Origin of the sequence: Actinoplanes sp. CA-252034 (assembly GCF_050956125.1) — a bacterium.
Taxonomy (GTDB): Bacteria; Actinomycetota; Actinomycetes; order Mycobacteriales; family Micromonosporaceae; genus Actinoplanes.
In genome coordinates, this window is record NZ_CP191846.1 from 5,028,430 (window position 1) to 5,042,321 (window position 13,892).

The 13,892-nt window shown below is 72.9% G+C and carries 11 protein-coding genes; 10 read left to right on the forward strand and 1 reads right to left on the reverse strand.

Annotated features, from left to right (window positions below; genetic code table 11):
• Nucleotides 1–75 precede the first annotated feature (75 nt).
• The 5 genes from ACQPZW_RS22830 (at nt 76) to ACQPZW_RS22850 (ending at nt 5,704) form a co-directional block, all read left to right on the forward strand.
• The gene (locus tag ACQPZW_RS22830; protein ID WP_433796958.1) at nt 76–1,329 is read left to right on the forward strand and encodes a flavin-containing monooxygenase; all 1,254 of its coding nucleotides are present in this window, start codon (nt 76–78) and stop codon (nt 1,327–1,329) included.
• Nucleotides 1,326–2,153: an SDR family NAD(P)-dependent oxidoreductase gene (locus ACQPZW_RS22835; protein ID WP_433796959.1), complete on the forward strand. Its 828-nt coding sequence runs from the start codon at nt 1,326–1,328 to the stop codon at nt 2,151–2,153. Before ACQPZW_RS22830 ends, ACQPZW_RS22835 begins: the two co-directional genes overlap by 4 nt.
• Nucleotides 2,150–3,469, forward strand: coding sequence for an MFS transporter (locus ACQPZW_RS22840; protein WP_433796960.1), 1,320 nt, complete (start codon nt 2,150–2,152; stop codon nt 3,467–3,469). Before ACQPZW_RS22835 ends, ACQPZW_RS22840 begins: the two co-directional genes overlap by 4 nt.
• A gap of 59 nt (nt 3,470–3,528) precedes the next feature.
• A complete protein-coding gene (locus tag ACQPZW_RS22845; protein ID WP_433796961.1) occupies nt 3,529–4,308 on the forward strand; it encodes an inositol monophosphatase family protein in 780 nt (259 codons plus the stop codon).
• A 115-nt stretch (nt 4,309–4,423) separates the two neighbouring features.
• Nucleotides 4,424–5,704 (forward strand): multidrug effflux MFS transporter, encoded by a 1,281-nt coding sequence (locus ACQPZW_RS22850; protein WP_433796962.1) that lies wholly within the window; start codon nt 4,424–4,426, stop codon nt 5,702–5,704.
• Nucleotides 5,705–5,850: 146 nt separating this feature from the next.
• Here the strand turns inward: ACQPZW_RS22850 and ACQPZW_RS22855 are convergent, their stop codons facing one another.
• A complete protein-coding gene (locus ACQPZW_RS22855; protein ID WP_433796963.1) occupies nt 5,851–6,477 on the reverse strand; it encodes a TetR/AcrR family transcriptional regulator in 627 nt (208 codons plus the stop codon).
• Nucleotides 6,478–6,589: 112 nt separating this feature from the next.
• Between ACQPZW_RS22855 and ACQPZW_RS22860 the strand changes: the two genes are divergently transcribed.
• Genes ACQPZW_RS22860 through ACQPZW_RS22880 form a run of 5 tightly spaced genes read left to right on the forward strand, consistent with a single transcriptional unit; the run spans nt 6,590 to nt 13,769 of the window.
• Nucleotides 6,590–8,305: an acyclic terpene utilization AtuA family protein gene (locus tag ACQPZW_RS22860; protein ID WP_433796964.1), complete on the forward strand. Its 1,716-nt coding sequence runs from the start codon at nt 6,590–6,592 to the stop codon at nt 8,303–8,305.
• Nucleotides 8,306–8,355: 50 nt separating this feature from the next.
• On the forward strand, nt 8,356–9,891 hold the full coding sequence (locus ACQPZW_RS22865) for an acyl-CoA carboxylase subunit beta (protein WP_433797598.1): 1,536 nt from the start codon (nt 8,356–8,358) through the stop codon (nt 9,889–9,891).
• A 10-nt stretch (nt 9,892–9,901) separates the two neighbouring features.
• A complete protein-coding gene (locus ACQPZW_RS22870; protein ID WP_433796965.1) occupies nt 9,902–11,842 on the forward strand; it encodes an acetyl/propionyl/methylcrotonyl-CoA carboxylase subunit alpha in 1,941 nt (646 codons plus the stop codon).
• Nucleotides 11,839–12,999, forward strand: coding sequence for an acyl-CoA dehydrogenase family protein (locus tag ACQPZW_RS22875; RefSeq protein WP_433796966.1), 1,161 nt, complete (start codon nt 11,839–11,841; stop codon nt 12,997–12,999). Before ACQPZW_RS22870 ends, ACQPZW_RS22875 begins: the two co-directional genes overlap by 4 nt.
• Before the next feature lie 14 nt (nt 13,000–13,013).
• Entirely contained in the window at nt 13,014–13,769 is a 756-nt protein-coding gene (locus ACQPZW_RS22880; protein ID WP_433796967.1) for an enoyl-CoA hydratase family protein, read from the forward strand.
• The last annotated feature ends 123 nt before the right edge of the window (nt 13,770–13,892 follow it).

Genomic DNA, 13,892 nt, shown 5'->3' on the forward strand with positions numbered 1-13,892 from the left:
GGTCCACACCATGTTCCGGCAGGCCGCCGACGCCTACGGTTTGGCCAGCGCCACAACGTCGGTAGGAGAGGTTCCATGCGTGTCGCCGTGATCGGCGCGGGGGCGGCCGGCCTGGCCACCCTCAAGGCCCTGCTCGGCGCCGGGTGCGAGGCCGTCGGCTACGAGAGCGGGGACCGGCCCGGTGGCCTGTGGACCGACACCTACGCCTCCCTGCACCTGAACACCAGCAAGGGCCGCACCGAGTTCGCCGGCTTCCCGATGCCCGCCGACTGGCCCGACTACCCGTCCGCCGCCCGGATCGCCGGCTATCTCGCCGACTACGCCGACCGGTTCGGGCTCACGCCGCACATCCGGTTCGGCACGACCGTCACCCGCGTCGAGCCGTCCTGGACGGTCACCACCGACCACGGCGACGCCGAGCGGTTCGACGCCGTGGTCGTCGCCAACGGCCACAACCGGGTGCCGCGACGGCCGGATCCGGGCTATCCCGGTGACTTCGACGGCCTGCAGATGCACGCGCACGACTACCGCACCCCCGAGGTGTTCCGGGACCGGCGGGTCCTGGTCGTCGGCATGGGCAACTCGGCCATGGACATCGCCGTCGACGCGTCGCACACCGCCCGCGGCCCGGTGCTGCTCTCCGCCCGGCGCGGCGTCCACATCGTGCCGAAATACCTGTTCGGGCGCCCGGCGGACGCCACCGGCGGGGCGATCGCGGGCCTTCCCTGGCGGTGGCGGCAGGCGATCGCCGAGACGTTGCTGCGGGTCGCGGTCGGGACCCCTCAGCGGTACGGGCTACCCGCCCCGTCCGGCGGCCTGTTCCGCAACCACCCGACCGTCAGCGACACGATCCTGCACCGGCTCACCCACGGGGAGGTCGTCGCGCGGCCCGGCATCGAGCGTCTCGACGGCTCGAAGGTCGTGTTCACCGACGCGACGATCGACGCCGTCGACGTCATCGTGTGGGCCACCGGCTACCGCGTGGACATCCCGTTCCTGTCCGCGCGGTGGCGGGGCCCGGACCCGGAGGCACTGCCGCTCTACCGCCGGGTCTTCCACCTCGACGACCCGACACTGGCGTTCGTCGGGCTCATGCAGTCCACCGGCGCGGCGCTCCCGGTCGTCGAGGCGCAGGCCGAGCTCGTCGCGGCGTACCTCTCCGGGTCCTATGTCCTGCCCTCCGCCGATCAGCAGCGCCGCGCCGTCGCAGGGGCCCTGCGTGCCGCCGTCGCCCGGTGGGGCGAGCATGCGCGCCCGCACCTGCGTGTCGATTTCGACCGCTACGTCGCCGAGCTCCACCGCGAGATCGCCCGAGGAGGCCCCCGATGAGCGCCCGCGACCCCCGCGGCATGCGTGTCCTGGTCACCGGCGCGTCCGGGACGTTCGGCCGGGCGATCTGCGCCCGCCTGGACGGCCTCGGCGCCCGGGTCGTCGGCCTCGACCGCGCGCCCCGCGTCAACGACCCGGTCGAGGTCCTGCCCTGCGACATCACCGACGACCACGCGGTGCGCGCCGCCGTGTCCGAGGCGATCGCCCTGCTCGGCGGTCTCGACCTGCTCGTCAACAACGCCGGAGTCGGCGGGCCGGCCCCGGCCGAACTGCCACCCGGGGAGCAGGCCCGGCGGCAGCTCGACATCAATCTGCTGGGCACCTGGCGGGTCACCGCCGCCTGTGTGGACGCCCTGGTCGCCTCCCGCGGCCGGATCGTCATGCTCTCCTCGCGGATGGCGGTGATGCAGCTTCCCCTGGCGGCGGCCTACGGCGCGTCCAAGAGGGCCCTGGTGGCGTACGCCGACGCCCTGCGCCTGGAGATCGGGACGCATGTGGGCGTCACCTGTGTCTACCCGTCCGCCGTGCGCAGCCCGATCCACGACTCCACGGCCGAGGCGGGCCTCTCCCTCGAGGGCATGAGCCGGTACGAGCCACTCGACGGTGTGGTCGACACCGTCGTGCGGGCCGCGGTGCGCCGACGGGCCCGCCGCGACATGCCGACCACCCGTCGCGGGGCGGTCGAGTTCTTCCTGGCCCGTCACCTGCCGGCGCTGACCGACCGGATCGTCGCCCGGACCCTCGCCGGGCGGGTCCGGTCCGGGGCCTTCGGCGAGGCCACCCTGGCCGCCGGTGTCGTCGCCCGGCACGGGGACGCGCGGTGAGCGTCCGGCGAGGGGATCTCGTCGCGTACGCCACCGGGTCGATCGGCATGGGCGTCTGGGTGACCGTGCCCGGCCTGTTGCTGCTCTACTTCCTCACCCACACGCTGGGGGTGCCGCCCGCGCTCGCCGGCCTCACCCTGCTCCTGCCCAAGGTCATCGATGTGGTTGTGCATCCGTACCTGGGCAGCCGCTCCGACCGGGACGCTCACCGGACCGGCCACCGGCTCGGCATGCTGCGTTTCGGCATCGTGCTCGCCGTCGCCATGACCGGCATGTTCGCGGTGCCGGCCGGGCTGTCCGGTGCCGGGGCGGCGCTGTGGGTGGGCGGCTGGTTCATCGCTGGGAACCTGCTGTTCGCCTGCTTCCAGGTGCCCTACCTGACGACGCCGTCGGATCTGGAGGTCGGCTACCACGAGCGCACCCGCGTCTTCATGGTCCGCATGCTGTTCCTGACCCTCGGGCTGCTCGGTGCCGGTGTCGCCGCTCCGGCACTGGTCGCCGGCGGTGGCCGCGGCGACTACGCCCGGATGGCGTTGCTGCTGTCCGCGGTCATGGTCGTCTCCGGTCTGGTCGCCGTCACCGGGGTCCGCCGCCTCACGGCCCACGCCGGGTTCCGGCCGCCCGCCCGGTCCCACTCCACGCTCGCCGACGTCGCCGTGGCCCGGCGCGACCGCGACTTCCGGGCGTTGGTGCTGTCCTACCTGTTCACCGGCACCACCACCCACCTGTTCCTGGCCGCTCTGCCGTTCTACACCGAGTACGTCTTCGCGGACACGGCGCTCACGGCGGTGTTCATGGGCGCGTTCCTGGGTCCGGCGGTGATCGCCGGGCCGGTCTGGGCCGTCGTGTCGCGGCGGATCGGCAAGCAGCGGGGGCTGGTCGTCTCGCAGGCGGTGTTCGTGGCCGGGTCGCTGGCGCCGCTGCTCGGGTACGGGACCGTTCCGGCGCTGCTCGTGGTGGCCGTCCTCGGGATCGCCTTCGCCGGGCTGCAGCTGTTCGCGTTCGCGATGGTCCCGGACGCGGTCGCCGCCGCCTCGGCCCGTGGCGACACGCGGGCGGGCGCGTACACCGGGGTGTGGACCGCCACCGAGGCCACCGGAACCGCCGTCGGTCCCTACCTGTACTCGGCCGTGCTGGCGCTGGGCGGTTTCGTCGCCACCACCGGCGGCCGGAGCGTGGTCCAGCCGGAATCGGCCCACACCGCCCTGCTCCTGGGGTTCACCGTGGTCCCGGCCGCTCTGATGGCCGTCGCCCTCGCCTTCCAACTCCGCTGGACCCTCGACCGGCCCGCCGTCGCCCAGCCGTCGTCCGCGTAGCGGGCCCGTTCGGTGGTGGGGGTGCGGCGGGTTCGAGCGGGCCGCTAGCCTGGCCGGTGATGACCAGAGATCTCGACGCCGCCCGTGAGCTCGCCGCCGGTCTGGCAGTCCGGGCCGGGCGGCTGCAACTGGAGCGGCGCGACACCCTGCGCATGGGCGCCCCCAAGGCGCACGCCAACGACGTGGTCTCCGACGTCGACATCGCCAGCGAGCAGCTGATCGTGGAGGCGGTCCTGGAGGCCTGGCCGGAGGACGCCGTGCAGGCCGAGGAGGGGCACGGGCGGGCCGGTGGCAGCGGCTGGAGCTGGATCGTCGACCCGCTCGACGGCACCCGCAACTACGTGAGCCGGACCGGGCCGTGGTCGGTGTGCATCGCCCTCTACGAGGGCGGCGAGCCGCGGATGGCGGTCGTCCACGATCCGGCCGCGGGGGAGACGTTCAGTGCCGTCGACGGCGGCGGGGCGCTGCTCGACGGCCGGCCGATGCGCGTGTCGGGCGGGCCGCCGCTGGCCGAGGCGCTGATCGGTGTCAGCTTCCAGCCGAACCCGGCGACCAAGGAGCGTGCCGGGCGGGTGCTGCGTGAGCTGCTGCCGGTCTCCGGTGACATCCGGCGGATCCCGGCCGCCCTGAACCTGGTCTACCAGGCCGCGGGCCGGCTCGACGGCGGCCTGGCCCTGGACACGAAGCTGTGGGACATCGCGGCGGGCGCGCTCATCGCCCGCGAGGCGGGGGTGACCCTCGGCGGCCGCGGGCCCGACTACTCGACCGAGCTCACCATCGGCGCTGCTCCCACCCTGTGGGCCGAGTTGTCGGAGAGGGTCCGTGCCGTCGCCGGCTGAGACGCCCGGTGTGCAGGCCGCCCGCCCCGCGCGGGCCCGGACCGTCGTTTTGTGACCACTGTTACCATCGGCCGCCATCCGGAAGAACCCCGGTGGGGGCCGACTTGTCGGTGAGGTGGCCTCAACTCGCACCCTGACCCCGCCCGACGACGACCTCTCGCCAGGCGAGCTGCTCCCGGCCGGGCGCCGCTTCCGGATCGTTCTCGTGCTCGGCCTGCTGACCGCGCTCGGGCCGCTGACCATCGACATGTACCTTCCATCGCTGCCGGCGATCACCAGTGAACTGCAGACCAGCGCCGCGGCCGTGCAGCTCACGCTGACCGGGACCCTGGTCGGCCTGGCGTTCGGTCAGCTGCTGGTCGGCCCGCTCTCCGACGCGTTCGGCCGGCGGTGGCCGCTGCTCGCCGGCATCGCGGTGCACATCCTCGCCTCGGTCTTCTGCGTGATCGCGCCGAACGTGGCCGTCCTCGGCACGCTGCGGGTGCTGCAGGGCTTCGGCGCCTCGGCGGCCGCCGTCGTGGCGATGGCGATGGTCCGCGACCTGTTCGCCGACAACGCCGCCGCCCGTCTCTTCTCCCGGCTGATGCTGGTTGTCGGTGTCGCCCCGATCCTCGCCCCGACCATCGGCGGCCTGGTGCTGAACTGGACGTCGTGGCGAGGCGTGTTCGTGGTGCTGACCGTCGTCGCGGTCACGATCAGTGCGGTGTCGGCGCTGGTCCTGCCGGAGACCCTGCCGCCGGCGGCACGTCGCAGCGGCGGTGTTCTCGGTACGGTCCGTGACTACGGCCGGCTGCTCACCGACCGTGTCTACGTCGGGCTGATCCTGGTGGCGGGGCTGGCCATGGCGGCGCTGTTCGCCTACGTGAGCGGCTCGTCGTATGTCTTCCAGGACGGGTACGGCATGAGCGAGCAGCAGTTCGCCCTGATCTTCGCGGGCGGCGCGGTTGGGCTGATCGGCGCCACCCAGTTCAACGTGCGGCTGCTGCGCCGGTGGCAGCCCCAGCAGATCATGAGCGCGTCGCTGATGGCGGGCCTGGTGTTCGGGCTGGTGCTGCTGGTCCTGGCGGTCACCGGGGTCGGCGGCCTGGCCGGCATCCTGATCCCGTTGTGGCTGGTCCTGGCCATGGTCGGCTTCGCCATGCCGAACGCCCCGGCTCTGGCGCTGTCCCGGCACGGCGAGGCGGCCGGGACCGCGGCGGCGCTGCTGGGCGCGGTCCAGTTCGGTGTCGGCGCGCTGGCCGCCCCGCTCGTCGGGGTGCTGGGGGTCGATGAGGTGGCGATGGCGATCGTCGTCTTCGGCGGCATGCTGTCGGCGACGCTGGTCTGCTTCCTGGTGGTCCGGCCGCACCGCCTGCCCGTTCACCAGACCGCCCCGGTCGTCGCCGTGGCGCACTGACGCGCGAGGTTCCGCCGGAGGCTCCCGGAACCTTTCGACATGGCGCCTGCTGTCGTCTCACCGCCCGTGGGACGACGACAGGCGCCATTCGCGTCTCGCCGTCCGGGGGACGACGAGGGGCGCCAACGGCGGGCGCCGTCGGTGTCTCAGGCCTTCCGCAGGCCGATGGCGGACGCCCAGAGCCGGGACAGGTGGTCGACCATCCGCTCGGTGTCGAGGGGCTCGCGGAGCTCGTTGATGATCACGGCGACCTGCTCGACCATGCCGCCGAGCGCGATCGCCGTCAGGCGGGGATCGAGGTCGGGGTCGGCGAGCCCGTCCGCCTGCAACCGGCGGATGCCTTCGGCGCTGCGGCCGACGTAGAACTCACGGATCTCCAGCAGCAGGCCGCGCAGTGTGTCGTCGAGGTAGGCGCCGTGCTCGACCATGCGGAGCACCTTCGCCGCACGGCCGGTGGCGGCCAGGTACCGCCGGTTCGCCTCGACTATCCGCGCGTACGGGTCGTCGAGGGTCTCCGGCACCAGGCTCGCGGTGATCATCTCGTCGGCCGCCGCCTGCACGATCTTGCGTAACAGGTCGTCCTTGGACTCGAAGTACGTGTAGAAGGTGCCGTAGGAGACCCCGGCGGCCTGGGTGACGGCCTCCGGTGTGAACCCCGCCCACCCGTGCTCCTCGATGACCTCCCGGCCGGCCGCGATCAGCGCGTCGTGGGTCCGCCGGCCCCGGGCGGTGGCCGGCGCCGCCGGTGCGGGGTTGGTCCGCGCTCTTCCCATCTGGCACCCCTCACGATCTGACCTGACTATTTTGTCAGAAGGTACTTGACTACTTTGTCAGAAAGTTTAGTGTGACGATCACCCCCTACACACTGAGGTGTTGAGCCGGACAATGCGCACGATCCGCATCGGGAACTGCTCGGGCTTCTACGGCGACCGCTTCTCGGCGATGGCCGAGATGCTCGACGGCGGTCCGCTGGACTATCTGACCGGGGACTACCTGGCCGAGCTCACCATGCTCATCCTGGGCCGCGACCGCCGGAAGGACCCGTCGCTCGGCTACGCGAAGACGTTCCTGCGGCAGCTCGCCGACTGTCTCGCGCCGGCCCGCCGACGCGGGGTCCGGATCGTCACCAACGCCGGTGGGCTCAACCCGGCCGGGCTCGCGCGGGCCGTCCGGGCGCTCGCGGCACAGCAGGGCGTCGAGGTGGCCGTCGCCCACGTCGAGGGCGACGACCTGATCGGCCGGGCCGAGGCACACGGCTGGCGGGGCGCGCTGACCGCCAACGCCTACCTCGGCGCCTTCGGGATCGCCCGTGCGCTCGAGGCCGGCGCCGACATCGTCGTCACCGGCCGGGTCACCGACGCGTCGCTGACGCTGGGACCCGCGATCGCCGAGTTCGGCTGGGGGCGCACCGACTTCGACCGTCTGGCGGCCGGGGTCGTCGCCGGCCACGTCCTCGAATGCGGCACGCAGGCCACCGGCGGGAACTTCTCCGGCTTCGCCACGGTCGACACCACCCGCCCGCTGGGCTTCCCGCTGGCCGAGGTCGGCGACGACGGCACGGCCGTGGTGACCAAACACCCCGGCACCGGCGGCGCGGTCACCGTCGACACGGTCACCGCACAACTGGTGTACGAGGTGGCCGGGCCCCTCTACGCGAACCCGGACGTGACCGCGCGACTGGACACCGTCGAGCTGGAGCAGGCCGGTCCGGACCGGGTGCGCATCACCGCGGTCCGGGGCGCCGCCCCGCCCCCGACCACGAAGATCGCCCTCAACAGCGCCGGCGGCTGGCGCAACACGGTCGAGTTCGTGCTGACCGGCCTGGACATCGAGGAGAAGGACGCCTGGGTCCGCCGGCAGATGACACAGGCGCTCGCCGCACGGCCACCGGCCGAGATCGTCTGGGACCTCGCCCGCACCGACCACGCCGACCCCGCCACCGAGTCCACGGCGTCCGCGGTGCTGCGCTGCCACGTCAAGGACCCGGACCCGGCCGTGGCCGGCCGCGCGTTCAGCAGCGCCGCCGTCGAGCTGGCGCTCGCGTCCTACCCGGGCTTCCATGTGACGGCGCCGCCCGGTGCGGGCACCCCGTTCGGGATCTACCGTGCCGTGTACCTGGATCAGGAGCTGGTGCCGCACGTCGTGGTCGGGCCCGACGGCACCGCACTGGACATCGCGCCGCCACCGGTCACCGCGGACCTGCCGGAGGAGACGGTGGACGCCTTCGGCCGTACCCCCGAAGGTCTGGGGTCGGAGGTCGCCGTGCCGTTGGGCCGCCTCGTCTTCGCCCGCTCCGGGGACAAGGGCGGAACGGCGAACGTCGGGGTGTGGATTCCGGCCGGCCATCCCCGGCGGGCCGAGGCGTACGCGTGGTTGCGCGCCTGGCTGACACCCGACGCCGTCGCACGGCTCCTTCCCGAGGCGGCGGGGCTCGGCGTCGACGTCCACGCGCTGCCCGACCTCTGCGCGATGAACATCGTGATCGACGGACTTCTCGGTGACGGTGTCGCCTCGTCCACCCGTTTCGACCCGCAGGCCAAGGCCGTCGGTGAATGGCTGCGCGCCCGCGTGGTGACCCTGCCCGAGGAGCTTCTCGCGTGAAGACCAGCGTCGACCCCACCTCGCCCGGCTACGCCGCCAACCGGGAGGCGATGCTGGAACGCGTCGCCGACCTCGCGGCGCAGCAGGCCGTGGCCCTGGCCGGCGGTGGCCCCAAGGCCGTCGAGCGGCATCACCGGCGCGGCAAGCTGACCGCCCGCGAGCGTATCGAGCTGCTCATCGACCCCGACTCGCCGTTCCTGGAGCTGGGCGTCCTGGCCGGCTGGGGGACCGACTTCACCGTCGGCGGCTCGGTGGTCACCGGTCTGGGCGTGATCGAGGGCGTCGAGTGCCTGATCATCGCCCACGACCCGACGGTCAAAGGCGGATCCTCCAACCCGGTGACGGTACGGAAGATCTTCCGCGCCAACCGCATCGCCGAGCAGAACCGGCTGCCCACCGTCACCCTGGTCGAGTCCGGTGGCGCGGATCTGCAGTCCCAGAAGGACATCTTCATCCCCGGCGGCGCGGTGTTCCGCAACTTGACCGTGGCCAGCGCCGACCGCCGGCCCACGATCGCCCTGGTGTTCGGCAACTCCACCGCGGGCGGCGCCTACGTGCCGGGCATGAGCGACTACACCGTGATGGTCAAGGGCGGCGCGAAGGTGTTCCTGGGCGGCCCGCCCCTGGTCAAGATGGCCACCGGTGAGGAGTCCGACGACGAGTCGCTGGGCGGCGCCGAGATGCACGCCCGCACCTCCGGCCTGGCCGACTACCTGGCCGTCGACGAGCTCGACGCGCTGCGGATCGGGCGGTCCATCGTGCGGCGGCTCAACTGGCGCAAGGCCGGGCCCGCCCCCCGGACCGGCTACGCCGAGCCGCTGCTGGACGCCGAGGACCTGCTCGGCATCGTCCCGGCCGACCTCAAGGTCCCCTTCGACCCTCGTGAGGTGATCCGCCGGATCGTCGACGGCAGCGAGTTCGACGAGTTCAAGCCGCTCTACGGGGCGTCGCTGGTGACCGGCTGGGCGCAACTGCACGGCTATCCGGTCGGCATCCTCGCCAACGCGCAGGGCGTGCTGTTCAGCCCGGAGGCGCAGAAGGCCGCCCAGTTCATCCAGCTGGCCAACCAGAGCGACACGCCGCTGCTGTTCCTGCACAACACCACCGGCTACATGGTCGGCGCCGAGTACGAGCAGGGCGGCATCATCAAACACGGCGCCCAGATGATCAATGCGGTGTCCAACTCGACCGTCCCGCACCTGTCGGTGGTGATGGGCGCGTCCTACGGGGCCGGCAACTATGGTATGAGCGGCCGTGCGTACGACCCGCGGTTCCTGTTCAGCTGGGCCGGCGCCAAGTCGGCGGTGATGGGCCCGGCTCAGCTCGCCGGGGTCATCTCGATCGTCTCCCAGCAGGCGGCCGCGGCCCGCGGGGTGCCCTTCGACGCCGAGGGGGACGCCAGGATGCGCGCCCTCGTCGAGAAGCAGGTCGAGGAGCAGTCGCTGGCCTACTTCACGTCCGGGCTGGGCTACGACGACGGCGTCGTCGACCCGCGGGACACCCGCACGATCCTCGGCATCTGCCTGTCGGCGATCCACAGCGCGCCGGTGGCCGGCGCCCGTGGCTACGGCGTCTTCCGCCTGTGAAGGAGAGTCAGTGATCCGCAAGGTTCTGGTCGCCAACCGCGGGGAGATCGCGCGCCGGGTGTTCCGTACCTGTCGCGAGCTCGGCATCGCCACCGTCGCCGTCCACTCCGACGCCGACGCCACGGCCCCGTTCGTCAGCGACGCCGACCAGGCGATCCGGCTGCCGGGCAACGCGCCCGGCGACACCTACCTGCGCGGTGACCTCATCATCGAGGCGGCACGGGCGGCCGGCGCCGACGCCGTCCACCCCGGCTACGGCTTCCTCTCCGAGAACGCCGGCTTCGCCCGCGCCGTCGAGTCGGCCGGCCTCATCTGGATCGGCCCGGCCCCGGAGTCCATCGAGACGATGGGCAGCAAGATCGACGCCAAACGGATCATGGCCGCCGCCGGAGTGCCGATCCTCGAGGTCGACCTCGCCACCGTCACACCGTCCGACCTGCCACTGCTGGTCAAGGCGTCGGCGGGCGGGGGAGGCCGGGGGATGCGGATCGTCGCGTCACTCGACCGGCTGCCCGGGCAGATCGCAGAGGCCGAGCGGGAGGCGGCGTCCGCGTTCGGCGACGGCACCGTCTTCGTCGAGCCGTACCTGCCGACCGCCCGGCACGTCGAGGTGCAGATCCTGGCCGACACCCACGGCACGATCTGGGTGCTGGGCGACCGCGACTGCTCGATCCAGCGCCGGCACCAGAAGGTGGTCGAGGAGGCGCCCGCCCCGCACCTGTCCGAAGCCACCCGCGCCGTGCTGCACGACTCGGCCCGGGCCGCCGCACGGGCGGTGGGCTACCGCGGAGCGGGGACGGTCGAGTTCCTCGTGGACTCCCACCGGGTCTACTTCCTCGAGATGAACACCCGCCTGCAGGTCGAGCACCCGGTCACCGAATGCGTCACCGGCCTCGACCTGGTCGCCTACCAGATCGCCGTGGCCGAGGGGCGGCCCCTGCCCGGCCCGGCGCCCGCGATCTCGGGCCACGCGATCGAGGTGCGGCTCTACGCCGAGGACCCGGCCGCCGGGTTCGCCCCGCAGACCGGCCGCATCCGCACCTTCGACTTCCCGGGCGTCGCCTTCGGCCTGCCGGACCGGTACGGGGTACGGGTCGACTCCGCGATCGAGGACGGCAGCGACGTCAGCGTCCACTACGACGCCATGCTCGCCAAGGTCATAGCCTGCGCCGACGACCGCGACGCCGCGATCCGCCTGCTCGACGACGCTCTGCGGCGTGGACGGGTGCACGGCGTCGTCACCAACCTCGATCTGCTCCGGGCCGTGATCGCCGACGACGAGTTCACCGCCGGGCGGATGCACACCACCCTGCTCGACGAGCGCCTCGACCGCTGGACCGGCGGCCCCGACCCGCGGTCGGTCGCCAAGGCCGCGCTCGCCGCCGCCGTCGGGCAGGCCACCCGGGTCGCGGCGACGGCGCCGGTGCTCGGCCGGATCCCCGCCGCGTGGCGCAACGCCGCCGGCCGGCCCCGGCAGCGGGTGTACCGGCGCGGGCCGCAGGAGTACGCCGTGACCTACGCGTCGACGGGCCACCGGCTGGTGTCGGACTTCGTCGCCGGCGTCGACGTCCTCGACGTGCGGGGCGACCGGGTCGTCCTGAGCGACGGCCCGGTCCGGGAGACCTACCGGGTCACCGTCGCGGGCGATGCGGTCGACGTCGACGGCCCGTACGGCTCCGTCGGTTTCGAGCTGGTCCCCACCTTCGTCGACCCGGCCGAGACGGTCGCCGCCGGCTCGTTGCTGGCCCCGATGCCGGCCACGATCACCGCGGTATCGGTCGAGGTCGGCGCCGTCGTCGGCAAGGGCGACCCCATCGTCGTCCTGGAAGCCATGAAGATGCAGCACACGGTGACCGCGCCCACGGCCGGAACCGTCACCGCGCTCACCGCCAGTGCGGGCCGGCAGGTCGTCGCGGGCGCCGTGCTCGCCGTCATCGAGGAGATCCATTGACCAGTTTCGTCGAGTCCCAGGAGCGCCGCGACCTGCGTGAGGCGGTCCATCAGCTCGGAAGCCGGTACGGCGATTCCTACTTCTACGCGGCCGCGGCCCGGGGCGCCAAGACCACCGAGCTCTGGGACGACGCCGCCGAGGCCGGCTACCTGGGAGTGTCGATCCCCGAGGAGTACGGCGGGGGCGGCGGCGACATCGGCGATCTCGCAGCCGTCGTGGAGGAGCTGGCGACCGCCGGCTGCCCCCTGCTGCTGCTCGTGGTGTCGCCCGCGATCGTCGGCACGATCATCGCCCGTTCCGGCACCGGCGAGCAGAGGCGACGATGGCTGCCGGGGCTGGCCACCGGGCAGGCCCGTTACGCCTTCGCCATCACCGAGCCGGATGCCGGCTCGAACGCGCACCAGATCATCACCCGCGCCCGCCGCGACGGCGACGACTGGCTGCTCGACGGTCGCAAGACGTACATCAGCGGTGTCGACGAGGCGAGCCACGTCCTCGTCGTCGCCCGCACCGAGGACGCCCGCACCGGCAAGCTCAAGCCCGCCCTGTTCATGGTGCCGACCGACGCTCCTGGGCTCGTCCGCCGGCCGATCGAGACCGGGCTCGTCTCGCCCGAGAAGCAGTTCGGTCTCTTCCTCGACGACGTCCGGCTGCCCGCCGACGCGCTCGTCGGCCGGGAGGACGCCGGACTCGACCAGCTCTTCGCCGGCCTCAACCCCGAGCGGATCATGGCGGCGTCGCAGGCCACCGGCACCGCACGGTGGGCGCTGCGCAAGGCCGTCGCCTACGCCGGGCAGCGCGAGGTCTGGGGCACGCCGATCGGCACCCATCAGGCGATCGCCCACCCCCTGGCCCAGATCCACGTCGAGATCGAGGCGGCCCGCCTGCTGACCCAGAAGGCCGCCGCCCTCGACGCGGCCGGTGATCTGCTCGCGGCCGGCGAGGCGGCGAACATGGCCAAGTACGCCGCCGGCGAGGTCGCCTGCAAGGCCGTCGACCAGGCGATCCAGACCCACGGCGGCAACGGGCTGGCCGTCGAGTACGGCCTCGTCCAGGCCCTCGCCAACGTACGGCTGTCACGGATCGCCCCGGTCAGCCGCGAGATGGCCCTCAACTTCATCGCACAGTCCTCCCTCAAACTGCCCCGCTCGTACTGACCGGGAGACCCGGAATGACCCCCTCGCTCGTCCACCTGACCGTCGCCGGCGGCATCGCCACCATCACCCTGGACAGCCCCCACAACCGCAACGCGCTGAGCAGGCGGCTGCTGACCGGGCTGAGCGGTCACCTGACGGCTGCCGAGCAGGACCCCGAGGTCCGCGCCGTGCTCCTGCGGTCCAGCGGACGGGTGTTCTGCTCGGGCGCCGATCTCAGCGAGGCCCGAGCGGGCATGACCAGCGAAGGGCCGCGGGCCATCGTCGCGTTGCAGCGTCAGATCGCCACGCTGCCCAGGCCGGTCGTCGTCGAGTTGGCCGGCCCGGTCCGCGCCGGGGGCCTCGGTCTGGTCGGCGCGGCCGACATGGTGATCGCGGCCGAGTCCGTCACGTTCGCGCTCACCGAGGTCCGTCTCGGGCTCGCCCCGGCCGTCATCTCGCTGAGCCTGCTGGAGCGACTGACGCCCCGGGCGGCGGCCGACGTCTTCCTGTCCGGACGGACCTTCGACGCCACCGAGGCCGCCGCGATCGGCCTCGTCACCCGGTGCGTGCCGGACGCCGACCTGCAGGCCGCGGTCATGGACGCCCTCGCCGAGCTGCTCAAGGGCCGCCCACAGGGCCTCGCCGAGACGAAGCGGCTGCTCACCGCCGGTCTCGTCGCCCGCATCGACCGCGACGGCGGGGAAGCCGCCGAGCGCTCGGCCGAGCTCTTCGCGAGCCCCGAGGCACAGCAGGCCATGCAGGCGTTCCTGACCCGCGGGAACCCCGCCTGACCCACCCGGGCCGCCGCATTCGAACTGGCGGCCGATGTCTACGGTGGACGGCGGTCGAAGCCTGCCGTCCACACGAATTCCAACCCCTTTCCATCGCATGGTCGCGGGTGCAGGTACGAGACT

Coding starts and splice junctions, on each gene's coding strand:
- ACQPZW_RS22830 (WP_433796958.1), top strand. CDS start 76: ATGCGTGTCGCCGTGATCGGCGCGGGGGCGGCCGGCCTGGCCACCCTC.
- ACQPZW_RS22835 (WP_433796959.1), top strand. CDS start 1,326: ATGAGCGCCCGCGACCCCCGCGGCATGCGTGTCCTGGTCACCGGCGCG.
- ACQPZW_RS22845 (WP_433796961.1), top strand. CDS start 3,529: ATGACCAGAGATCTCGACGCCGCCCGTGAGCTCGCCGCCGGTCTGGCA.
- ACQPZW_RS22855 (WP_433796963.1), bottom strand. CDS start 6,477: ATGGGAAGAGCGCGGACCAACCCCGCACCGGCGGCGCCGGCCACCGCC.
- ACQPZW_RS22860 (WP_433796964.1), top strand. CDS start 6,590: ATGCGCACGATCCGCATCGGGAACTGCTCGGGCTTCTACGGCGACCGC.
- ACQPZW_RS22865 (WP_433797598.1), top strand. CDS start 8,356: ATGCTGGAACGCGTCGCCGACCTCGCGGCGCAGCAGGCCGTGGCCCTG.
- ACQPZW_RS22880 (WP_433796967.1), top strand. CDS start 13,014: ATGACCCCCTCGCTCGTCCACCTGACCGTCGCCGGCGGCATCGCCACC.